13 protein-coding genes are annotated in these 24,003 nt (G+C 67.2%); 7 read left to right on the top strand and 6 right to left on the bottom strand.

The genetic code is table 11. The features are described from left to right. Positions 1–125 precede the first annotated feature (125 nt). From BLW47_RS07085 to BLW47_RS07065, 5 genes are all read right to left on the bottom strand, one after another. Positions 126–548 (bottom strand): hypothetical protein, encoded by a 423-nt coding sequence (locus tag BLW47_RS07085; protein ID WP_091553146.1) that lies wholly within the window; start codon positions 546–548, stop codon positions 126–128. Between the two features lie 126 nt (positions 549–674). Next, positions 675–1,094 (bottom strand): DUF350 domain-containing protein, encoded by a 420-nt coding sequence (locus tag BLW47_RS07080; RefSeq protein ID WP_091553142.1) that lies wholly within the window; start codon positions 1,092–1,094, stop codon positions 675–677. A gap of 42 nt (positions 1,095–1,136) precedes the next feature. Beyond that, positions 1,137–1,328, bottom strand: a complete 192-nt coding sequence (locus tag BLW47_RS07075) for a hypothetical protein (protein ID WP_139307183.1) — start codon at positions 1,326–1,328, stop codon at positions 1,137–1,139. Between the two features lie 14 nt (positions 1,329–1,342). Next, on the bottom strand, positions 1,343–2,542 hold the full coding sequence (locus BLW47_RS07070; RefSeq protein ID WP_091553135.1) for a glutathionylspermidine synthase family protein: 1,200 nt from the start codon (positions 2,540–2,542) through the stop codon (positions 1,343–1,345). Next, positions 2,542–2,940 carry a hypothetical protein gene (locus BLW47_RS07065; RefSeq protein WP_175543537.1) on the bottom strand — a complete coding sequence of 133 codons (399 nt, stop codon included), beginning with the start codon at positions 2,938–2,940 and terminating at the stop codon, positions 2,542–2,544. The genes BLW47_RS07070 and BLW47_RS07065 overlap by 1 nt, the downstream gene beginning before the upstream one ends. Before the next feature lie 311 nt (positions 2,941–3,251). Between BLW47_RS07065 and BLW47_RS07060 the strand changes: the two genes are divergently transcribed. From BLW47_RS07060 to BLW47_RS07045, 4 genes are all read left to right on the top strand, one after another. Then, the gene (locus tag BLW47_RS07060) at positions 3,252–3,896 is read left to right on the top strand and encodes a SanA/YdcF family protein (protein ID WP_245736490.1); all 645 of its coding nucleotides are present in this window, start codon (positions 3,252–3,254) and stop codon (positions 3,894–3,896) included. Between the two features lie 297 nt (positions 3,897–4,193). Further along, positions 4,194–5,291, top strand: a complete 1,098-nt coding sequence (locus BLW47_RS07055) for a TIGR03118 family protein (protein WP_139307182.1) — start codon at positions 4,194–4,196, stop codon at positions 5,289–5,291. 579 nt (positions 5,292–5,870) lie between these two features. Continuing rightward, the gene (locus BLW47_RS07050; RefSeq protein ID WP_091553121.1) at positions 5,871–9,755 is read left to right on the top strand and encodes a LamG-like jellyroll fold domain-containing protein; all 3,885 of its coding nucleotides are present in this window, start codon (positions 5,871–5,873) and stop codon (positions 9,753–9,755) included. 142 nt (positions 9,756–9,897) lie between these two features. Next, complete coding sequence (locus tag BLW47_RS07045) at positions 9,898–17,019, top strand: polymorphic toxin-type HINT domain-containing protein (protein WP_091553118.1); 7,122 nt, start codon at positions 9,898–9,900, stop codon at positions 17,017–17,019. A 272-nt stretch (positions 17,020–17,291) separates the two neighbouring features. On the opposite strand, the gene BLW47_RS26015 is transcribed toward BLW47_RS07045, so the two are convergent. Continuing rightward, entirely contained in the window at positions 17,292–17,807 is a 516-nt protein-coding gene (locus BLW47_RS26015) for a transposase (RefSeq protein WP_425435370.1), read from the bottom strand. 281 nt (positions 17,808–18,088) lie between these two features. On the opposite strand from BLW47_RS26015, the gene BLW47_RS07035 reads away from it, so the two are divergent. The 3 genes from BLW47_RS07035 (at position 18,089) to BLW47_RS07025 (ending at position 23,916) form a co-directional block, all read left to right on the top strand. Further along, positions 18,089–20,134 carry a PAS domain-containing sensor histidine kinase gene (locus tag BLW47_RS07035; protein WP_091553111.1) on the top strand — a complete coding sequence of 682 codons (2,046 nt, stop codon included), beginning with the start codon at positions 18,089–18,091 and terminating at the stop codon, positions 20,132–20,134. A gap of 186 nt (positions 20,135–20,320) precedes the next feature. Next, positions 20,321–22,570 carry a catalase/peroxidase HPI gene (katG, locus tag BLW47_RS07030; RefSeq protein WP_425435369.1) on the top strand — a complete coding sequence of 750 codons (2,250 nt, stop codon included), beginning with the start codon at positions 20,321–20,323 and terminating at the stop codon, positions 22,568–22,570. 107 nt (positions 22,571–22,677) lie between these two features. Then, a complete protein-coding gene (locus BLW47_RS07025) occupies positions 22,678–23,916 on the top strand; it encodes a DUF2786 domain-containing protein (protein WP_245736488.1) in 1,239 nt (412 codons plus the stop codon). Positions 23,917–24,003 lie beyond the last annotated feature (87 nt).

The raw sequence follows: 24,003 nt of genomic DNA, 5'->3' as shown, positions 1-24,003 counted from the left end.
GGCCAGGCCGCCTGCCTCTTCCAGCTCCAGCCCGCCGGCGGGTGGCGTCGAGCCGGCCGATGACCGGCACGGCGAACCGCGATCGTGCTTCAGAGCTCCGCCTTCAACCGGTTGATCGACCCCGCCTACTTCGCTGCCCGAGGCAGGTACCACATTCCGGCGTGTTGGGGGTCCCGAAGCCAGCGCGCGCGAGGCGCCTCGTCGGGTCGAGGCGCCCAATCGCGGTACGGCAGGAAGGCCAGCCGCCAGGCGATCACCGCGAAGATGTAGACGCCAGGGCCCACGAACCACCACAGCGCGTCGCGCCGGCGGTAGGACGCACGCGGCGCGAGCCAGGCCGTCACCGCTACCGGAACCGCCATCCAGCCGAAGTAGGCCAAGGGGCCGCTACCCATCTTGGCCTCGATCAGCTCGCGGATGATGAAGGACGGCACCGTTACCCCGAGCATGAGCAGCGCCGCAATCAGCGTGCGCGGCATGCGTCCGATCGGCGGGCGCGAGCTGGGTGGATCATGGGCCATGACCCGGAGGATACGGGCCAGCAGCATTCGCGGATGTGGGGGATGCGGTCGTGACCGTGCAGGGGCGGTGTTGAGCCGGCCCATCCATGGGCCAGCAGCCGCGGAGCCTTCGTGACGGGAGGGTCCGACGCAGCGCTCAGGTGCTTGCGCCGGTCAGGGGGTAATCGAGGCGACGATGATCGCGGAGACGGCGACCTGTGATGCCGCGGTGACGAGGCTGGCCGGGTGGAACGGCACCTGCACGACGATCTCACCCAGCTTGCCGGGGGTGATCAGGTCGAGGATGACGAATGCGACCGCCTGCAGGACGATGCCGAACACGCCGAAAGTGACGGTCCAGCCCAGGGCGCTTCCGAAGCCGTTGGTGGCATTGGTCCAGATCGCGGTGAACGTGATCGCGCCGAGGCCGAGGAACCCGGAAGCGAGAACAATCCCCGCGTTGATGCTGCGGTTGTCGTAGATGTGCTTGCCGAGCCGGCCCGGGGTGAGCAGGTCGAGGGCGAAGAAACCACCGGTGAGCAGGGCGATGCCGACGGCGGTGTAGGCAAATGCGTACCCGAGGCTGGCGAGCATGGCGGTGGGGCCTTTCGTAAAGGGAAGCTTGGGGGCAGAGAGTCAGATGTCGGTGTTGCCCCGTGGGGGCATAACGCCGGTGGTGTTCGGTCCGGCGTCGGGCGGGTCGATGCCGAGAGCGGCGAGAATGCGGGCCTGGCCCGCCAGGACCTGCTCCATCTTGTTCTCCAGCCGGACCTGCTCGGCGTGCGTGAACTCGTCGTGATCGACAATGAGCCGAGATGTGTAGGGCACGAAGCGTGCGGTACTCATTCGTCCAGCCACCGTTGGATCGTTGAGCCGACTGGTCGCGGCGCGTCGATGATGTGCGGAACGAAGCGTGCGTAGTAGTCGGTGACCCAGGAGTCCGATTCCCGGATGCCGACGCCCGCCGCTTTGCCGTCCACCACCCACGAGCCGAGCACAGCCTTGTTGCCGTCGAAGTCCGGCAGCGGGCACCACTGCTGGTAGCACCAGCCCTCAGCGCCGTACCCGCCCGGCTGCGTGACGTTGACACCGTCGGCGTGGATCCTGATGTTGTCGCCTTCGCGGCCATGCAACGGCTTGGCCACCCATTCGGTGAGTTGACCAGGATTGTCCAGGTACGCAGGAAGCAGGTTCGGGTGGTCGGGATAGAGGTGCCACATGGCCGCGAGCAGCGCCTTGTTGCTCAGCAGGACCTTCCATACCGGTTCGATCCAGGCGACGGTATCCGGGTCGGTCATCACATGGACGCCGAACTCCTCACTGAGCATGTCCTCCCAGGGGTACAGCTTGAAGCACGTGTCGATCGGAGCCTCGGCGAGGTCGACGAAGCGTCCGGTCGCCTTGTCGTAGCCGATGTCCTCCATCGTCAGCCCGACGGTCTGCAGCCCGGCCTGGTCGGCGGTGTCGCGCAGGTACGCGACGGTCATCCACTCCTCACCGGACTCGTCAGCGACGCTGTGGGCGAAGTGGACGATGTTCGACCGGAACGTCGGTGACTGCTTACGCCAGGCCATCACAAGACGGTCGTGCAGGCTGTTCCACTGGTCACGCTCGGGGAAGAGGTCCCCGGCCCAGAAGTACTGCGCGACGGCGGACTCGACCAGCCCTGTCGGGGTGTCGGCGTTGTATTCCAGCATCTTCGCCGGACCGGTGCCGTCATAGCGCAGGTCGAACCGGCCGTACAGTGACGGCGGGTTCTTCGCCAATGACTCGCGCGCCAGGTCCAGGGCGAGGGCCGGCAGGCCCAGGTTGCCCATCGCCCCGGTGGCGAGGAACCGGGCCGCCTCGATAGCCATGCGGTGCAGAGCCTCGGTCACCTCTTCGAGCTCTTCGACCTGCGGCATCGTCAACTCGTAGTAGGCCGATTCGTGCCAATACGGCGTCTCGGTGCCGTCCTCGCGCACGGTGACCGGAAAGACCAGCCCCTGGGATTCGACGGTCTTCCGCCAGTCGGACCGCGGGGTCGACGGGTGGCGACGCATCACGAGCCGCTCCCGCCAGTCTTGCCGCCGAACCCGCCGCGCGACACCGACCCGCTCTCCGCCCCACCGCCCGTCGTTGCTCTGCCGCCGGATGTCGCGGTGCCGCCGGTCGCGGACGCGCCACCGTACTTGACGGTGGAGCCGCCGAACGGCTGGGTGAACGACCCGCCGGAGATCTTCTGGCCCTTGGCCGGGTAAGGCCGTCCAACCGGGATGAAGTACCAGCTACCACGTGACTGGTGACTTGGGTCGTCGTCACAATCGTCGTCGTCCAGCCGCTCCTGCGTCTGCGGGTCAGCGCACACCGCTCCGTACTCGGCCCCGCCGTCGTCGCTCGACTCGTCAACACGCTGCGGGGAACACGCGGCCGTCAGAGCGACCGCGAGCAGCGAGGTCACGCCGAGGGTCACGGAGACGGATTTCCTACGGGTCGGTGCCATCTCGGTCCTTCACTACAGCAGGCGGGCTTCGGTGAGCGTGCGGGTGATCGCCAGGTCAGATCAATTACCACACAGCCTGTCAAGGCTGCTGATCAAGACCGGCTACCGCTGCTGCGCGGCGCAACGGGCCTTGCTGCCGTTACTACGATGGGCGACATTTGCCGGCCGGCAGGAAGGACGAACGGGGTGGGTGTCGACGTTCCGCTCGAACAGTGCGCATGGGGCCGGTGACCGATCGGGTGCGCCCGGCGAACCGGCGCCGTCGACGCGTGGCGCGTTTGGCCGCCGCGGCCGTCGTCGCGCTGCTTCTCGTCAGTGCCCCCTGGCTGTGGACGACGATCTCCGCGCACGGCCACCTGTACGACGAGGTCGGCGCGCCGGCCGCGGACGTCGTCATCGTCCTGGGTACCGAGGTGGCGGCGGACCGCCGCCAACCGGGGACGCGGCTCGCCGGTCGCCTGCAGACCGCCGCCGCTCTGGTGCACAGCGGGCGGGCCCGGGTGATCCTCGTGTCGGGGGACGGCGGCGGCGCGTCCGGCGACGAGCCGGCGGTGATGACCTCGTACCTGGCCGGGCTCGGTGTCGATCCGCGGCGTGTCGTGGCCGATTCGTTCGGACTGGACACCTACGACAGCTGTGCCCGGGCGCGTGAGGTGTACGGGGTCGTCCGCGCTCTGGTCGTGACGCAGTCCTACCACCTGTCGCGGGCGGTGACGCTGTGCCGGCACCTCGGCCTCGACGTCGACGGAGTGGCCGCCCGATGCGCAGGCTGCGCCGCGACGCTGCTCGCCCAGAAGGCGGTCCGCGACTACTTCGCCAGTGGCAAGGCGGCATGGGACGCAGTACGGGGCAGGCCGCCGGCGGTCCGCTCGCCCGAGAGCGCGGCAGTCCACGACGCGCTCCGGGATGGGTGAGCACGCCGCGACGAGCGTGTCCGCCTACACCTGGGCAGGGCCTCGCGGCAATCGCCGAACTGGTCGGCCGCAGCGCCCCATCCATCGCACCGCGAGGACTCAGGCGCTGTTCCCTTGAGCCGGGTCGATAAAACACGCTCGGCGCGTCCCGGCCCGGCTCGATGCCCTTACATCATTTATGGCAATACGTCACGGCAACACGCCGCAAGAAATGCGGGATAAATCCGGACCAGCCATAACCAAACGGCCGTCCACCCCGATAGACCGGGTGTCCATCACACGCAAGGGGGGAACCTTGTGATTCGACGTCTCAATTTCCGTACGACGCTCTGCACCGCGGTGGCGCTGGCGCTGCTCGGCGGCGCGGCCCCGGGCTACGCCGACGACATGGTCGACAGCGACGACGACCGCACACCCCGCTTCACCCAGATCAACCAGGTCTCCGACCAGGCCAGCCGCCAGCCGTCCGTCGTCGACCCGATCGCGGTCAACTCCTGGGGCCTGGCACTCGGGCCGGACACCCCCCTCTGGGTCGCGAACAACGGCAGGGACACCTCCACGGTCTACAGCGGCGGGGTCGGTGGAAAGCCGGTCAGGAAGGAGGCGATTTCCGTCGCCATCCCCGATGGTGCGCCGACAGGTGCCGTTTTCAACAACACTGACGACTTCGAGGTGCCCGGCGCGGGCGAGAACCAACCGGCCCGGTTCATCTTCGTCGGCGAAGCGGGCAAGGTCTTCGCGTGGAACCCGCAGGCGAGGGGCTCGGCGGTCGAGGTCGCGCACGGGGACGGCGCAATCTACAAGGGAGCGACGCTCCTGAAGACCGATTTCGGGAACTTCCTGCTCGCAACCGACTTCCACAACGCCCGCATCGACGTGTTCGACGAGGACTTCAAGCGGGTGTCACTGCCGGCGGGCGCCTTCCAGGACGCGGACGTGCCCCAAGGGTTCGCGCCGTTCAACGTGTTGGCGGTCGACGAGAAGGTCTACGTCACCTACGCCAAGCAGGACGCGGCGGCCAAAGATGACGTTCCCGGCGCCGGGCTCGGCTTCGTCGACCTGTTCACCGACTTCGGCACAAAGGTGAAGCGGATCGCCAGCGAGGGCACGCTCAATGCGCCCTGGGGCCTGGCCATCGCGCCGGAGGGCTTCGGCGAGTTCACCGGCGACCTACTGGTCGGGAACTTCGGCGACGGCCGGATCGGCGTCTTCGAGGGCGACGAGTTCGAGGGGCAACTGCGGGACGAGAAGGACCAGGAGATCATTATCGACGGTCTCTGGGCGCTGCTGCCCGGCACTGAGACCACGGGCGGCGAAGGCACGCTGTGGTTCAGCGCGGGACCGGAGGACGAGACGCACGGCCTGGTGGGGCAGCTGATCCCCACCAAGAGCTGACGCGGACGAGCAGATCGTGCGCCGCCCTCCGGTTTCCGGGGAGCGGCGCACCGCCGCAGTGACGCAGATCGCGGGCAGCGGCAGGGTTGCGTTCGAGGCGCGTTCGCAGCAAGCCGAGACCGTGCTTCCCGTGTGGCATTCAAGACCGACAGCCGGAACTCGCGTTCGCAATGAGCGATTGAGGGCCTCGGCGCCCAAATCGGATTGGGTGCATCCGGGTAGTTTCGCCAATATTTTTTACTTCCGTTTCGGTTTAAGTTTCTCCTCGATAAGGCATTCCAGCAGGTATGCGTAATTCGCCACATGCAACATGTCTGGCTGTGACGTGGATCACGTCATAGACGGAGACCGCTTATATCTAGATCACGGTTGGTAGTTAAGGCACGTTGCGCGCATTAGGATATCGACATCTAGCGATTTATTGCGGTTGCTCTGCCGCCCGTGCGCTGGTGTAGACCGTAAAGGGGGCGGTGAGCGTGAAGATCGCTGCTTATTGTCTCTGCCACTGCTGATCAAGATTGGGCGTGTGGCGTGGGCGGTCGGTGGCGTTGCGGGTTGGCCGGGTGGGTAGCGACGGTCATGGCCGCAGGTCTCGTTGTGCTACCTGGGTCAATGCCTGCCGCGGCGGCCGCTGAGTGTGCGGACACCGCCAGCTCGGACCGTGAAGCCGCCGCGTTGGCTGTCTCCTGTGGAAAGCCCATGGTAGCCGAGGCTTCGCGTACGGAGTTCGCCCAGGTCGTGGCGCAGCCGGATGGCCGCTTTCGGTTTGAGGCGTCGGTGGTACCGCAGCGCACGCGCAAGGCGGGTCGGTGGGCCGACGTGGACTTGACGCTCTCTCGCGGAGCCGACGGTCTGCTGCGGCCAGCGGTCTCTGTGGCCGATGTGGTGTTTTCCGGCGGCGGTTCCGGCCCGCTCGTGACGCTCACTCGTCACGGTAAGAAGATGACGATGACGTGGCCGGGCAGGCCTCTGCCGGCGCCCACGGTGTCGGGGGATTCGGCGACGTATCCGAGCGTGCTGCCTGACGTCGACCTGGTCGTGCGGGCCACGCGAACCGGGTTTACCCACGTCCTGGTCATCAAGACGGCGGCGGCAGCAGCGAACCCGTCGGTGCGTCTGATCCGGTTCGGGTTGGGCGGCGAGGTGCAGGTGCGCTCCGCCTCAAGCGGGCGGCTGCGGGCGGTGGCGGGTAGGTCGGTCATCGCGGAGTCGGAGTCGGCGGTGATGTGGGACTCCCGTACCCAGGTAGCCACGGCCGGTTCGGCGAGCCTGCGGGCCGCCGAACCCGGGTTGCCTTCCACGCCGGTCGCCGCCGGCGATGCCGCCCGGGTTGCGCCGGTCGACGTGGAGATCGCGGGCAAGGACCTGCTGTTGCGGCCGGACGCAAAGTTGTTGGACGCGCCGGACGCGATGTTTCCGCTGTTCGTCGACCCGGCGTGGTCTGTGTACAAGACCAAGTGGGCCTATGCAACCAATGACGGCTCGTCCAACACTGACTACGCGACCGCTCGGGTTGGGCTGAATCCCGACACCGGCGCTGTCTACCGATCGTTCTTCGAGTTCCCGACGACGGCCAACGGGGTGTCGCTGAAGGGGAAGCACATCGAGTCCGCTTATGTGCAGATGAACCTTGACCACTCGTGGTCGTGCGGGAACACGGTCACGTCGATGTATTCCACGCCGGCCATCAACGCCACGATGAAGGCCAGCTGGTCGACCATGGCCTTGAAGAAGCTCCTGGACACCGCGACTGGCCACGCGAACGAAGCCGGTGGATGCACCTCTATCCAACCGGACATGATCATGAACTTCTCGGGCTCGGTGGTGACCAGCCAGGTGCAGTCCGCCGCGACCGAGAACTGGAACACGTTCACGGTGGGTTTCACGGCGCGCGCGTCGGATGGGTCGGGGGAGTCGACGCAGGACCGGTGGAAGAAGTTCCACCCCAACGGCGCGAAGTTTGTCGTGGACTACGACACAAAGCCGGGGGCTCCTAACGGACTACAGGTTGCGGGTGTGGCGTGTCCGGCCTCGGGTGTGCTGACGATCGGCACGCTGAGCCCGACGTTCTCGGCGGTGTTCACCGACGCCGACAAGGCTGACTCGTTGACGGGTGCGTTCGAGTGGATTCAGGTCCCGACCGGTGGCATGGGCGCGGTGACCGACACCTCGCCGACGCGTAGAACCCCGCCACCGAATAAGGCCGGGGTTGCACCGAATACCCGGGCCAGCAGCGCTGCGGTGTCGATCGTGAACGGGCCAACGTATGCATTCCGTGCCAGGGCTACCGACAAGGCGCCCTATTCCCTGACCGGCTCGTGGTCGGCGTGGTGCCAGTTCAGGGCGGATACGTCGGTTCCGCGGGTGTCGGCGAGCATGGTGACGGTGCCGGCCGGGCCGGGTATGAAGGGCAGGGTCCGGTTCGAATCGACCGACACGGACGTCACCAAGTTCAAGTACGGCTGGGATGCCGCTACCAGGGAGGTGACGGCCCAGGGGACGAACCCGAAGTACGCCGAGGTTGACGTGACCGCGGCGAGCTTCGGTCGCAACGTACTGCTGGTGAAGGCCGTCGATGCCACCCTGAACGAGGGCAACGGGTCGGTCGAGTTCATGGTTGGGCGTACCGCGCCGCCGGTGGCGACGTGGGGGTTGGAAACCTATCCCGGCATCAATCAAGCTGGGGCTCTGGCGGACAAGCAGTCCTCGCCGACCAATTCCCCGCTGACCGCATCGAACGTGACCTGGCCAGGCGATGTGCGCTTGGTTGGAGGGCAGACCGCCACGTTCAATGGCAGTTCGTCGGCCGCGACCACCGCAGCGAGCGTGGTGGCCACCACCGGGTCGTTCAGCGTCGCCGCGTGGGTGCGCCTCAACGCGGTACCGACCACGGACGCGAAGATCGCCGTGCAGGAGGGGACCGACGCGGCAGGGTTCGACTTCGGCGTGCGCCGGATGGGCAGCCCCTTGACGCCGTACTGGTCTTTCCTCCTGAAGGACACGTCCGCCCAGTCGAGTGCCTCACGGGCGGCGGTATCAACGGTGGCGATCACGTCGGCGGACGTCGGCAAGTGGACTCATGTGGCTGGGGTGTACGACGCAGCGGAGCAAAGGGTTCGCTTGTACGTCAATGGCGTGCGAGTTGCGGAGGCCGATCGCAGCGTCTCGCCATGGGCGGCATCGGGCAAGTTCGTCGTGGGACGCGGGTTCGGATTCGGCGCGGCCGAGAATTGGTGGAGTGGCTCGATCGCGGGTGTCCAGGTATTCAACCGGGTGCTGGTGGGCCAGGATTTCATCGGGCAGTTGGGCTCTGACGAGCTGTCGGGTGGGTTCAACGAGCCCGGCATCTTGACGCCGATCCAGGTGGGGCAGTGGAATTTCGACGGAGCCGTCGAGTGCCGTATCGCTGATCTGCGGGACAACTGCGAAGCTCCGGACACCGTGACGGCATGGGAGCGATGGCTGGCGTTGACCCGAGGCTCAGCGGTGGATGCGGGGCATTCGATCAACGACACGGGTCTGTGGATCGATGACCACTACTTTCCCGATGAGGGCAACACCGAAGCCACCCGGGAGTATGGCCGAAGCGCGGTCAAGACGGGCATCACCGGGCCTGACGGTGACGGCAACGAGTTCACGCAGTGGCAGGACCGGCCGGTGCTGCGTACCGACGACTCGTTCACGATATCGGCGTGGGTGTTGCTCAACGACCTGGGTGGGATGCGCACGGCGGTATCACAGCGCGGGGTGCATGAGAGCGCGAGCTGGCTGAGATACAACCCCGCACTTGCCAAGTGGGAGTTCGTAGTCAGCGACGAAGACGTCTCGAACACCGCGACGGCGGGGGTCACCTCGGAGTCTGCGGCCACAGAAGGAGTGTGGACGCATCTCGCGGGCGTGTACGACGCCGGCCGTAAGCAGTTGCGCATCTACGTGAACGGCCTGCTCGAAGGAGCGAAGCCGGTGTCATTCACCCCGATGCCGTCATCCGGACCGCTGCTGGTCGGCCGGACGCTGTCGCGCGACCAGCTAATGGACCAGTGGATCGGCGCGATCGACGACGTCGCGGTGTTCCAGGGTGCGATGAGCGACACGTCGATGTTCGAGCTGTACAACCTGCAGGTTCCGCCGGAAACGGGCACCAATACGTTGCCCCGCGGGGAGATCTTGACAGAGAGGCAGTACCTGCGCTCCGACACCGGTAACTACCGCTTGGAGATGCAGGAGGACGGCGACCTGGTGCTCTCCCAGGGCGGCCTGCCGATGTGGCAGACCGCAACGGGCGGCCATCCCGGGGCGCACCTTGCATTCCAGGCCGACGGCAACCTTGTCGTGCGCAGCGGCGACGGCACCGCTCTGTGGTCCACCGGTACGGCAGGCACCGCGGTGGACAAGCTCGTTTTGCGTGACGACGGCGACCTCGTCCTGCTCGATACCGGTGGTCAGGTCGTGTGGCGCCGGTGACCAGTCCTGGAACGTCTAACACTGCCTGGCGCGGCACCTGCCGCGGTAGTCAGGAGCGGCCCGGTCCCCTCCGGTGACCCCGGGTCACCCCTTCGTTCGTTCGGATGTCGTAGCGGTTGTCGCTCCTGGAAAGGATCACCTGATGTCTGCAGTGTCTGTGCGCGGATCGCGGCGGGCCCGTCGGCGTCTTATCGGCGTGGGCGGGCGGCGCCCGGTGCTCGTCGGAGCGGTGACCGTGTCGCTTTTCGTGTCGCTGCTGCCGGGTGTCCCGGCACAGGCGACGCCGCCCGCGAAGCCCACGAAGCCGCCGGTGGAAAGGCTCGACGGTCATGGCGGCCCGGTGACGGGGAAGGCATGGGCGCAAAACCGGGTGAAGCATGTTCCGGCACCGACGCCGGCATGGCCGAAAGCGGCGACCGCGCGGGTCGAGCTGAGTGCGGCCGCTGCCCGCACCGCTGCTGCCCGGGGGGTGCGCGCAGGCGACCTGCCCGTCTGGGTCAACCGGGGCGCTGGGAAGGCCGGCGAGCAGCTGTCGAGGGTTGATGTCCAGGTCATCGACCGGACGACCGTGCCGCAGGCGTGGCGTGATGGCCTGATGCTGAAGGTGACCGCGCCCCAGGATGCGCCAGCGGGAGCCGCGACGGTGTCCGTGGACTACAACGCATTCCGGTATGCGGGCGGCGGTTCGTGGGCGGAGCGACTGCGGCTGTGGCAGGTGCCCGAATGTGCGCTCTCCACGCCCGACAGGCCAGGCTGCCGGTCGGTGCCGTTGCGCACGTCCAACGATGTCGCAGCGGGTGTGGCGTCTGCGCAAGTCACCGTGGGCCGTTCGTCGTCCTCGACCGCCGCGCAGCCGGGTTCGTTCGTGGTGCTCGCGGCGGGCGGGTCAGGCAAGAGCGGTGATTTCGCCGCGACCGGCCTCGCTCCGTCGTCGACCTGGTCGGCGGGCGGCAGCTCCGGAGACTTCTCGTGGAGCTACCCGTTGCGCATTCCGCCCGCGACCGGCCCGGCGCCATCGATCGCGTTGTCGTACTCGTCCTCAGCGGTCGACGGTCGTTCGGAGGTGACCAATAACCAGCCGTCGTGGATCGGCGAGGGGTTCGACTATTCGCCCGGGTTCATCGAGCGCCGATACGTGCCGTGTGCCGAGGACATGAAGACCGGCGCGAACAACACCGAGGACAGCGGCGATCAGTGCTGGCGGTCGGACAACGCGACGATGAGCCTGAACGGCCGCGGCGGGGAGCTCATCTTCCAGGCGGGTAAGGGCTGGCATTCGCGTGCGGAGGACGGGTCGAAGATCGAGAAGCTGACCGGCGCGTCCAACGGTGATGCCGGTGACCCGGCCTACGGCGACGTGGGCGAGTACTGGAAGGTGACGACGACCGACGGCACTCAGTACTTCTTCGGCCTGCACAGCCTGCCGGGCCACTCCGCGAAGACCAACTCCACGTTGACCGTGCCGGTTTTCGGCAACCACAGCGGTGAGCCGTGTCGGAAGACCACCTTTACGGGCTCCGACTGCGAGCAGGCGTGGCGGTGGAATCTCGACTACGTCGTGGACGTACACGGCAACACGATGTCGCTGTGGTACGGCAAGGAGACCAACAAGTACGCCCGCAACGACACCGACTCCGATGACGTGACGTACGACCGGGCGGGGTACCTGACCCGGATCGACTACGGTACCTACGACCGGACGGTCGAGGCTCACGGGGTGAGCGAGCGCAGCGTGTCGCCGTACGCGCAGGTGCTGTTCGAGACGGACATGCGCTGTTTTTCGAACTGTGGCACCGAGTCGGACCCGGTCGCTGACAGTTGGAAGGACACGCCGTGGGATCAGGAGTGCAAGGCGTCGGCGACGTCATGTCCGCAGCAGTACCAGCCGACGTTCTGGACCACGAAGCGGCTGAAGAAGATCACGACGCGGGTGTGGGACACCACCAAGTCGACGCCGGCGTGGCAGAACGTGGAGTCGTGGACGTTGTCGCACACGTTCTCCGCGACGGCGGATTCGACGCATACCGGCCTGTGGCTCGACAAGATTGACCACGCGGGGCTGGTCGGCGGCACCGTCAACCTGCCACCCGTGACGTTCGAGGCCGAGTCGCTGCCGAACCGGGTGTTGACCGAGCACGGCACGACGGACAACTGGCTGCGGATTTCCAGCATCGTCACGGAGACCGGCGCGCGTATCAAGGTGGATTACGCGCAGCCGGAGTGCACCGAGGCGATCGTGGAGGATCTGCAGCCGCACACCAATACCAGGCGGTGTTACCCGGTGCGGGTGCCCGACCCGCAGGACCCGACCGGCAAAGCGCTGATCACCGAATGGTGGCACAAACACCGCGTCGAGCATGTGGTCGAAAACGACGTGCAGCTGACCGACGGGCATCAGGCTCCGGCCAAGCACACCTGGTACACGTACGTGGGCTCGCCGGCGTGGCACTACGCCGACGACGACGGTCTGTCGAAGCCGGATCGTAAGACGTGGAATCAGTGGCGTGGGTACGCCCGGGTCGAGACGCGGGTAGGCGACGACCCCGCGGCCCGGACGCTGGCGATTACCACCTTCATGCGGGGCATGCACGGGGACAAGGCCAGCCCGTCGGACGGTACCCGTAACGTGACGGTGCCCGCGTCGCTCGGGTCGGAGACCGTCTACGACCACGACCAGTTCGCCGGCCAGGTACGCGAACAAGTCGTCTACAACGGTGTCGCCACCAAGCCCGTGTCCAAGACGGTGAACGTGCCGTGGCGCTCGAACCCGACCGCCAGCCGGACCATCAACGGCGACGTGGTGGAGTCCCGCTTCGTCAACACCCAGACGACCTACACCTCGACCGCGCTGGGCGTCGACGGTGCTCGGGGTTGGCGGACCTCGCGGGGCACCAAGGACCTCGACCACACCTACGGCACGGTCAAGTGGTCGCAGGACGATGGCGACCTCAGCAAGACGGGTGACGAGAAGTGCGTCACCTACAGCTACAACCGAAACCTGACCAAGAACCTCACCCAGACGGTCAAGCAGACCACGACCACGGCGTTGGCCTGCGGCGTCAACCCCGGCAGCGCTGATGACGTGATCTCCGACGCGCGGAGCTACTACGACAACGCGACCAGCGTCGACACGGCGCCGAGGTTCGGATCGGTGACGAAGACCGAGCAGCTCAAGGACTGGGCCGCGGGTACCGGAACGGTCTGGCAGACGGTCTCGCAGGCCAGCTACGACTCAACCGGCCGTCGGCGGACCGCCACCGACATCAAGGGCAACGTCACCTCGACCGCCTACACGCCGCTGGTCGGCGGCCCGGTCACCAAGGTCGCTACGACGGGTCCAGCACCGTTCAACTGGACTTCCAGCGTGGACGTGAACCCGTACTGGGGTTCGACCATCCAAGCCACCGACCCGAATGACAGAGTCACGTCAGAGGTCCAGTACGACGCCCTCGGCCGCGTCGCCAAGGTGTGGCAGCTGGGCTGGAGCAGTCAGGCCAACCCGACCAGACCGTCAGCGCAGTACTCGTACACATTCGCCGCGGGCCGCGACAGGTACCCGTACGTCATGTCGCAGACCTTGAACCCGGACGGCAACTACGTCACGTCGTACCAGATTCTCGACGCTTTGCTGCGCCCGCGGCAGACGCAGTCGCTCTCGTTGGGTGGCAGCGGCGATCGCGTCGTGACCGACACGATCTACGACGAGTTCGGGCGAGCTGCGACGAGCTACGGCGCGCACGCCGAGCCCGGGGCGCCGAGCGGCACGTTGTGGTGGGAGCCGGAATGGTCGGTCCCCGCCGTTTCCAAGACGGTTTTCGACCAGGCGTCCCGCCCTACGTCCGGCATCTTTCTGGCAGGCGACGGGATCACGAACCTGGTGGAGAAGTGGCGGACGGTCACCGCGTACGAAGGTGACCTCACGAAGGTCACCCCGCCGGAGGGTGGCACGCCCACCACCACGGTGACGGACATCGAGGGCCGCACGGCGGCCCTCCGGCAGCACACCACGCCTGCCGGGGTGGCCGGCGCCTACCAGGAGACCAAGTACGTCTTCAACCGCAAGGATCAGCTGGTCAAGACCGTCGACCCGGGCGGTAACGAGTGGTTCAACGAGTATGACGTCAAGGGCCGGCTCTGGCGGACCACCGACCCGGACAAGGGTGTCACGACCAGCCACTTCAACGCGTTCAACGAGTTGGAGAAGACGGTCGACGCCCGCGGCGAGGCACTGTGGTACGTCTACGACGAACTGGGCCGCAAGAAGGCGCTGCGCGACGATTCGGCCACGGGGGCGCTTCGCGCGGAGTGGAAGTACGACTCCCTCTCCAGCGGCAAGACCGGCTTCAAAGGCCAGCTGACCCAGGCCATCCGCTACGAACCGGCCGGCTCGACCAACGCCTACAGGTGGCAGGTACGTGACTTCAACGGCCGCTACCAGCCGACCGGCGTCAACTACGTCATTCCGACCGTAGAGAGCGGCCTGGGCGCCACTTACGTCTACGCCTACGGCTACGCCGCCGCCACCGGCACACCGACGTCCATCTCATACCCGAGCGGCGGCGGGCTGGTCACCGAACAGCTGACCACCGACTACCACGCCACCACGGGCATGCCGGTCCGCCTCGACACCAGCCTCACCGGCTCGACCGGCACCATGGCCACCGCCTCCTACACCGCCTACGGGGAGCGCTCCGGGTCCATCTACAAGATGCCCGGCGGCGTCTACACCCAGGACACCGTCTATCGGGATGAGGCCACCCGCCGCATCACCCGCACCACCGTCGAGCGGGAAACCGTCGCCGGCACCGTCTCCGACCGCAACTACACCTACGACCACGTCGGCAACATCACCTCGATCTCCGAGACGCCCCAGGTCGGCGAAGCGGAAACCCAGTGCTTCCGCCACGACGTTCTCGGCCGGTTGGAAACCGCCTGGACCCCCAAAGCCGGGGTTACGTGCCAAAACGCCCCGACGGTCGCCGACCTGGGCGGACCCGCACGCTACTGGCACGACTGGACCTTCGACAACACCGGCAACCGGCTCACCGAGACCAGCCACGCGGACAGCGGCGACACCACCCGCACGTACAAGGTCCCGACCGGCGGACCGAACGTCGTACGGCCGCACGCCGTCACCGAAATGAACACCGCCGCTCCGGGGCAGTCGAGCGTCGTCTCGAAATACGGCTACGACGAGGCGGGTAACACGACCTGCCGGCCGGCCGGCCCCACGGCCAACGACTGCGCCACCAAGAGCGACAGCCAGACGCTGGCGTGGAACGCCGAAGGTAAGCTGGCCACCGTCACCGCGGCCAGCGGACAAACCATCGAGACCAACATCTACGACACCAATGGTGTCCGACTCATTCGTCGCGACCTGACCGGTACCACGCTGTACCTGCCCGGGCAGGAGATCCGCCGCGAAGGCGGCGTCAGCACCGGGACCCGGTACTACAGCTTCGCCGGCAACATCTGTGCCTCCCGCAAGGCAGGCTCGGCGATCTCCGACCTGACCTGGCTTTACGGCGATCACCAGGGAACCCAGCAGACCGCCATCAATGCCGGCACCCAGGCCGTCGACATCCGCCGGCAGACCCCCTACGGCGGACCCCGCGGCGAGAACCCGACATGGGTCAACGGCAAGGGATTCGTCGGCGGCGACATCGACCCGACCGGGCTGACCAACATCGGCGCTCGCCAGTACGACCAGCTGTTGGGCCGGTTCATCAGCGTCGACCCCGTCATGGACCTGGCCGACCCGCAACAATGGAACGCCTACGCCTACAGCTACAACAGCCCCATCAGCCACGCCGACCCGACCGGCGAAGATCCCTGCCCGGGCGGTGGAGGCGGGTGCTACTACGACGGCACCACGACCCGATACGACGGGGTCACCCCCGAGCAAATGAAGGCGGGCCTGCAGCAAACTCAGGCACTCCTACCTCAGGTCGCCGCGAAAGTCGCCGCACAGCAACAGGCACGCGAAGAAGCCGACCGCAAACAACGCGAATGCCAGGCCAGCTTCTGGTGCCGTAACGCCAGCACGGTTGGCATGGTCGCCGGGATCGCGGCAGGCGTCATCGTCGGCGCGGCCTGCACGATCGGCAGCTTCGGTGTCGGCGCTGTGGGGTGCGCCGCGATCGGCGGATTCGTCGGCGGTGCCGTCGGCTCCCTCGTCACCAACGGACTTGACGCCGACGAGGAAAGCGCGGGGGGACTCGCTCTCGAAGCCCTTGGCGGCGGCGTGATCGGCGGCGTAATGGGAGTCGGTGGCGCCCTGCTCGGTGCCGCGGCCTTCGGTGCAGGCGTCGCCGTTACGTCCGGCATGGGGCTCAAAGCCGCGGGACAGATGGCGATGAGCGGCATGCGTTCTAGTGTGACCGCGAGCGGCAGAGGCGCCGGCGGACTGCGGGGCTGTGTCAACAACAGTTTCGCGCCCGGTACCTCGGTCGTCATGGCCGACGGCACCACCAAGCGGATCGAGGAAATCCAGGTAGGCGACACAGTCCTGGCCACCGACCCCAACACCGGCGAGACCGACGCGAAGCCTGTAGCCGCCACGATCGTCGGTAAGGGTGCCAAGAACCTCGTCCAAATCACCACCGACAACGACGGTGACGACGGTCAGGCCACCGGCACGGTTATCGCGACCGACAAGCACCCGTTCTGGGTGCCAGAGCTGGGCCAATGGCGGGACGCCACAGAGCTGGCGCCCGGCCAGTGGCTGCAGACCTCGGCCGGGACGTACGTGCAAATCACGGCTATCGGCCGCTGGACGCAGACGGCGCAGGTCTACAACCTCAACGTCGCCGACATTCACACGTACTATGTGCTCGCCGGCAGCACGCCCGTGCTCGTGCACAACTGCGGCAAGTTCATTGCCGGCCCGAATCTGGGATCCCTTCGGGTATCGGCTGCGAATCCGTCAGCGTCTGAGATTGCGGCCGCACAGCACATGGCTGCCCGGGGCGGTAATGTTGTTCTTCGTGATCCGGTCGGCACTAGGTCAGGAGGGATGACAAGTGATCTATTGGTGGACGGCGTCGCCTGGGACGTCTATTCGCCAACTAGTGGATCCGTCAACAATATCCTTACCAATATTGCCAAGAAGCATTCCCAAGTGAATGGCGGTGGTGTGGTTGTCGATCTCAGCGGAACAGGACTTTCTGTTGGGCAGTTCGGCAATGCGCTGAACAGGGTTAATGGAATGATTGGAAGCTGGGGCAAGCGGCCAATCGGCGGCCTAGAGTTCATGGGCGGGTAGCAGTGGCCAAGATGATTTGTCGGTGCGAGACGATACTCCGAGACGACGACCCTGACGGCAGCCTGCTACTGCTTTCGCGTCGTGAATTCAATGTGGATTCCGATAGTACTTATCTTTTCGGGTTAGCGAAATTGGTGCTGCACTGCCCGACGTGTGGGCGCCTGTGGGTTTTCTGGGAAGATGGAATGGAGGCAGCGGAGTACATGCCCGCTTCGAAGATGTCGAAGAGTCCGTCCTGATGAGCACGGTAATTCGATGAGCGGTCGCTGAGGTCAGTCACGGAGAGGTGTGGTTGGCCGTGCGGCGCATGATCGATTCGCCGGGAACTGTGGGCGTTGTGGGTGGCGGGTCACGCGCGGCGACCCGTAGGCGCCACCGGAGTCGGCGTGGACGGTCTTGGTCTGCTCGGCCAAGCGATCCTCGTGCGCGGCGCGAGCCCCAAGGGCCGGCTCACTTGCCGCCAGCGGTAAAACCCGGAGCGCGGCCCGCCAGCACCCGGCGCAGCCCCTTCGCGCCGTGTTACCCACGGTGGTGGAGATGGGGGTTTCCTCCTGCCGCAGCTCAGCCACCTCACGCCGCAGACGGGCGATCTCCGCGTCCTTGTCCGTCACCGACAACCCGTCACCACCCCAGGCAGGGACTCCCACTGGATGCCGGCCGGTATGCAACACGAACAAGATCGCGCACAGCACCTGCCGGTCCGGAATCCGCTTACGCCCGGGGTACCAAGGATTGCGCTCAGGTTTGGGCAGCAACGGCTCGATGCGCTGCCACAGCCCGTCCGGCACGACCCGCGGCGGCTGCTCCCCACGCGTCACGGTCCGACGTCGTAGATCACCCTCTACAAGGGACGACGGGCCTGTGGATCATTTTGTTGGGAACTCTTAAGTGCGGGCGTCAGGGGCCGATCAGGACGAGACCAGCGTTGAACACCAGTTTGTAGGAAGAGGGCCATGTCGCCGGTGATCGTGACGCCGTTGGACGGGCCGACGGGGCCGTTGCGGGTGAATGGGCCGGCGGGGAGCACTGCTCCTGCCGCGTCCACTGCCGCCTGATAGAGACGCGCGCCATGTCTGCCAGCCCAGTACCGCGGGACTGTCCGCATCAGGTCGATGACCCGGTTGCCGCCCAGGGGGTGATGTTGCCGGAGAGCGACCTGCGGGTGCTCGCTGATTCGCTCCCGCACATCATGTGGGCTTCTCGGCCCGACGGGTTCACGGAGTACGTCAATCGATGGGTGGTCGAGTACACCGGGTTCCCTGCTGAGGCGAATTGTGGCTGGGGCTGGCTCTCGCTGATTCATCCGGACGACGCCGACCACGCCCGGGCCGCCTGGGAAGAGGCCAGCCGGACGGAGACCTTCTTCGAGTCGGAGTACCGGATCCGCCGCGCCGACGGTGAGTTCCGCTGGCACGCCTGGCGGAGCCTGCCGATACGCGGTGGTGACGGTCAGATCGTCAGGTGGATCGGCACCGCCACTGACATCGACGAGCGAAGGGCGCTGGAGGAGAGCCTGCACCGCTCCGAGCGGAAGACCGCGGAGACGCTCACCCTCCTGGAGTCGATCCAGTCGGCCGCGCCGGTCGGCCTCGGCTTCGTCGACCGCGACTTCCGGTACGTCCGCGCCAACGACTCGCTCGGCGCAATGGCCGGTTGCACTGCAGACCAGATGGTCGGACGAACCATGGCCGAGGTCGTCCCGGCGCTCTGGTCCGGGCTTGAGCCCATCTACCGCGGGGTGCTGGCTACCGGCGAGGCCGCCCTCGGCCGCGAAACGCTGGGACCGACGGCCGCTGAGCCGGACCGCATCCGCCACTGGCTCGCCAGCTGCTACCCGGTGCGCGTCGAGGGTGAGATCGTCGGCGTCGGCATCGTCGTGGTCGACCTGACCGAGCGCAAGGACGCTGAGGCGTTTCGGTCGGTCGTGATGGAGAAAATGGCCGAGGGACTCTACGCGCAAGATGACCACGGGCGCCTGACCTCGATGAACCGGGCCGCTTCGCAGATGCTGGGGTGGACGGAGGCGGAGCTGCTCGGGCGGCGCATGCATGACGTGGTGCATTTCCAGGCGGTCGACGGCACGCTGATACCGGCCAGTGAATGCCCCATGATCAAGGCTCGCGGCGACGGCCTGCCCATCAGGGTCGAGGACCAGGTCTTCACTCGGAAGGACGGGTCGACGTTCCCGGTCTCCTACTCCTCGGCTCCGCTGCATACGGGCTCCGGGACCGGCGGCGTCGTGGTCGTCTTCCGTGACATGACCGAGGCGCGGGAGCGGCAGCGCCGTGAAGTGGAGACCCGCCATGACCAGCAGCTGGAGTCGTTGGGGCGGTTGTCGGCCGGGATCGCGCATGAGATCAACACGCCGATCCAGTTCGTCGGGGACAACACCCGGTTTCTGGCCGAGGCGTGCCAGGAGATGCTGGATCTGCTGCGGGTCTACCGCGACTGCCTGAACGTCGCCAACGGCGAGGTCGACTGGGACGATCGCATCGCGCGGGCCGCGGAGGCCGAACGGGCCGCCGACATCGAGTACCTGACCGAGGAGGTGCCGTCGGCGATCAATCAGAACCTGGAGGGCGTCGAGCGGGTGGCGTCGCTGGTGCGGGCGATGAAGTCGTTCAGCTACAAGGATTCCAGGGACCGTTCGTACGCGGACGTGAACGAGGCGCTGACCACGACGGTGACGGTGGCCCGTAATGAGGTGAAGTACGTCGCCGACGTGGTGCTCGATCTGGGTGAGTTGCCGGAGGTGTTGTGCCACGCCGGTGACCTCAACCAGGTGTTTTTGAACCTGCTGGTCAACGCCGCAGACGCCATGCAGGACAGGCCGGAGCGCGGGGAGATCCGTATCAGTACCCGCGTCGAGGGGCCGATGGTGGTCGTCAGCATCGCGGACAACGGCAGCGGGATTCCCGAGCACCTCCAGAAGAGGATCTTCGAGCCGTTCTTCACCACCAAGGAGGTCGGCAAGGGCACCGGCCAGGGCCTGGCCCTGGCGCGGACGGTGGTCGACAAGCACGGCGGCGGCATCCAGGTGCACTCCACCCCGGGGGAGGGCACCGAGTTCGTCCTTCGCCTTCCCATCGACGGCAAACGCCCAGAACCGAAATGACCCTCACCAGCACCCGCACTCCGTCGTCGTGAACGAAGCCGGCCGTGCGGTGGCCAGGGCGAGTTCGGCGGCGCGGATCGGGACAACAACCACGTCGTCTGCCGGTTCTGCGGCGCGATCGCCGATGGCGACTGTACGGTCGGCTCCACACCGTGCCTGACGGCCCCCGACGACTCGGGCTACCACATCCGGCAAGACGGGAGAAGGGCCGTGTCTGACACGTCTGACAAGAAGGACGTCACCGAGAGCATCAGCGAGAGCGAAAACCCGGCGATCCCCGCGCCCGCTGCCAAGCCGCCGACGCGGCCGAGGACGAACCGGGACTGGTGGCCGAACCAGTTGGACCTGTCGGTTCTGCATCACCACTCGCCCCGAGCCAACCCGATGGGCGAGGACTTCGACTACGCGAAAGAGTTCCAGAGCCTCGACGTCGACGCGCTGAAGCGCGACATCTTCGAACTGATGACGACGTCACAGGACTGGTGGCCGGCCGACTACGGCCACTACGGCCCGCTGTTCATCCGGATGAGCTGGCATTCGGCCGGCACGTATCGCACGCCCGACGGTCGCGGCGGCGGCGGCGACGGCGCTCAGCGGTTCGCGCCGCTCAACAGTTGGCCCGACAACGCGAGCCTCGACAAGGCGCGCCGGCTGCTCTGGCCGATCAAGCAGAAGTACGGCCGGAAGATCTCCTGGGCCGATCTGCTGCTCTTCGCCGGCAACTGTGCGTACGAATCAATGGGGTTGAAGACCTTCGGCTTCGCCTTCGGCCGGGAGGACATCTGGGCGCCCGAGGAGATCTTCTGGGGGCCCGAGGACACCTGGCTGGGCGACGAGCGCTACAGCGGCGACCGGGAGCTGTCCGGTCCGCTCGGCGCCGTCCAGATGGGCCTGATCTACGTGAATCCCGAGGGGCCGGCCGGTCACCCGGATCCGCTGGCTTCCGCCCGCGACATCCGGGAGACCTTCGGTCGGATGGCGATGAACGACGAGGAGACGGTCGCGCTCATCGTCGGCGGCCACACGGTCGGCAAGTGCCACGGTGCGGTCGATCCGCGGTACCTCGGCCCCGAACCCGAGGGCGCCCCGATCGAGCACCAGAACCTCGGCTGGCACAACACCTACGGCAGTGGCAAGGGCCCCGACACGCTCACCAGCGGGTTGGAGGGCGCGTGGACCACCGACCCGATCAGATGGGACAACGGCTTCCTGGACAACCTGTTCAGGTACGACTGGGAGCTGACCACCAGCCCCGCCGGCGCGAAGCAGTGGACGCCGAAGGATCCGGCGGCCCGGGGCACCGTGCCGGACGCGCATGATCCGTCGAAGCGGCACGCGCCGATGATGCTGACGTCCGACCTCGCGCTGAAGGTGGACCCGATCTACGGGCCGATCGCGAGGCGTTTCTACGAGAACCCGGACCAGCTCGCGGACGCGTTCGCGAAGGCCTGGTACAAGCTGCTGCACCGCGACATGGGACCCGTCTCGCGCTACCTCGGCCCGTGGGTGCCGGAGCCGCAGCTGTGGCAGGACCCGGTGCCGCCGGTCGACCACGAACTGGTGACCGCCGAGGACGTGGCCGCCCTGAAGGCCAAGGTCCTCGGGTCGGGGCTGTCCATCTCCCAGCTGGTCGCGACGGCCTGGGCGTCGGCGGCGAGCTTCCGCACCACCGACAAGCGCGGCGGGGCCAACGGCGCGCGGGTCCGCCTCGCGCCGCAGAAGGACTGGGAGGTCAACAACCCGCGCGAACTCGCCGCCGTGCTCCGGACCCTTGAGCAGGTCCGGCAGGACTTCAACGGCGCGCAGACCGGCGGAAAGAAGATTTCGCTCGCCGACCTGATCGTCCTGGGCGGCTGCGCGGCGGTCGAGCAGGCGGCGAAGAACGCGGGGTACGACGTCACGGTCCCGTTCGCGCCGGGGCGTACGGACGCGTCGCAGGAGCAGACCGACGTGAACTCGTTCGCCGTGCTCGAGCCGACGGCGGACGGGTTCCGCAACTACCTGCGGGCCGGGGAGAAGCTGTCGCCGGAGACCCGGCTGGTGGACCGGGCCTTCATGCTGGACCTGAGCGCCCCCGAGATGACGGTTCTGGTGGGCGGCATGCGGGTTCTGAACGCCAACGTCGGGCAATCCCGGCACGGCGTCTTCACCGACCGGCCCGAGACGTTGACCAACGACTTCTTCGTGAACCTGCTCAGCATCGGCACGGAGTGGAAGGCATCCGCCTCGGCCGAGAACGTGTACGAGGGTCGGGATCGCGCCACCGGCGAGATCACGTGGACGGCGACCGCCGTCGACCTTGTCTTCGGGGCGCATTCCCAACTGCGCGCCATCGCGGAGGTCTACGCGTCCAGCGACGCGGGAGAGAAGTTCGTGCGCGACTTCGTGGCCGCGTGGGGCAAGGTCATGAACCTCGATCGGTACGACCTCACCTGATCCCGCGGTCCAGGTCGGCCGCTCATCGCCCAGACCTGGCGCTGTTGACCGTCAGGGTGGTCACATCTTCCGGGGCCAGTCGGACGTGTCGCCGTAGCCTTGGCCGGGTGACATCGGTGCGGGGGAAGATCAGCGCGGTACTCAACGGGGCGGTCGGCTACGAAGCCGGCCTCGACGCGCTGACCATCGCGCCACCGGCTGAGGTGGACCCCGTGCTGATCGCCGTTCTCCATGAGGCGTGCGCCGCGCTGTGGCGGGGCGGCTGGCAGCCGGTCGAGTTGCACCGGGTCGTCGCCCGACGGGGCCAGACGACGCACGCACAGCTGGTCACCGACGCGGTCGCCGCGCACCTACGGCAGTTCCCCCCGCGCGCCGTCGACGAGCGCTGGCTGGCGCAGGCCGACGCGCTCGGCGCGCACGTCTGGTGGACCGGCGACCCGACGTACCTCGACGAGATCGGCACGCGCTGGAAGTTCGACCGGGTGGCCGTACTCGATGTGGTGTTGACCCTGCTCGCCATCCTGTCCGACCTGCCACCGATCGAGGTGCTGGTCCCGCCGCCCGGGACGGCCCTCCCTCCGCGCGACCGCTCCGGCATCGGTGGGTCGCGTACCCGCCGCTCGGTCGACTCGCGACTGCTGGACCGGGTGCGTGCCCTGCTGGCCAAGGCGGAGTCGACCACGTACCCGGCAGAGGCCGAGGCGTATACCGGCAAGGCGCAGCAGCTCATCACCCGACACAGCCTCGACGAGGCGCTGTTGGTGGCGCGGGCCGGTGACGTGGCGGTTGTGCCCCTGGCGCGGCGGATCGGCGTGGACCACCCGTACGAAGGTGAGAAGGCCGCGCTGCTGGATGCCGTCGCCCGGGCGAACCGTTGTCACATGGTGTGGTCGTCCGAGCTCGGGTTCGCGACGGTCTTCGGCTTCGACGCTGACATCGATGCGGTCGAGCTGCTGCACACCTCGCTGCTGCTCCAGGCGCACCGGGCGATGGCCCAATCCGAGCCGCGTGGCGGCAAGGCCGGCCGGGCGCGGCTGAAGACGTTCCGGCAGTCGTTCCTGGTGGCGTTCGCGGTGCGGATCGGTGAGCGGTTGGCCAGCGCCGCCGAGGTGGCCCTGGCGGACGCCACCCGCACCGGCGACGGGACGGAAAGCGCCGACGCGGCTGGTTTGCTGCCGGTGCTCGCCTCCCGCGAGGAGCAGGTTCACGAGGTCATGCGCAGCGTCTTCCCCCGCACGGTGCGGGCCCGGGGCAGCCGGGTCGAGAGCCGCGAGGGTTGGGAGTCCGGTCGCGTCGCCGCTGACCGTGCTGCCCTGCATACCCGTGACGCCTCGACAGCCCGCTAACCATGGTGCGGGCAAGAGCACACGGTGTCATCGCGAAACCGCGCACGAAGTGTCGCTGGTGCTCATTAGTCTGCGTGCCGACGTCAC

Source organism: Micromonospora pattaloongensis (assembly GCF_900107255.1).
GTDB classification, from domain to species: domain Bacteria; phylum Actinomycetota; class Actinomycetes; order Mycobacteriales; family Micromonosporaceae; genus Micromonospora_I; species Micromonospora_I pattaloongensis.
This window is presented reverse-complemented; position numbering and strand designations above follow the sequence as displayed.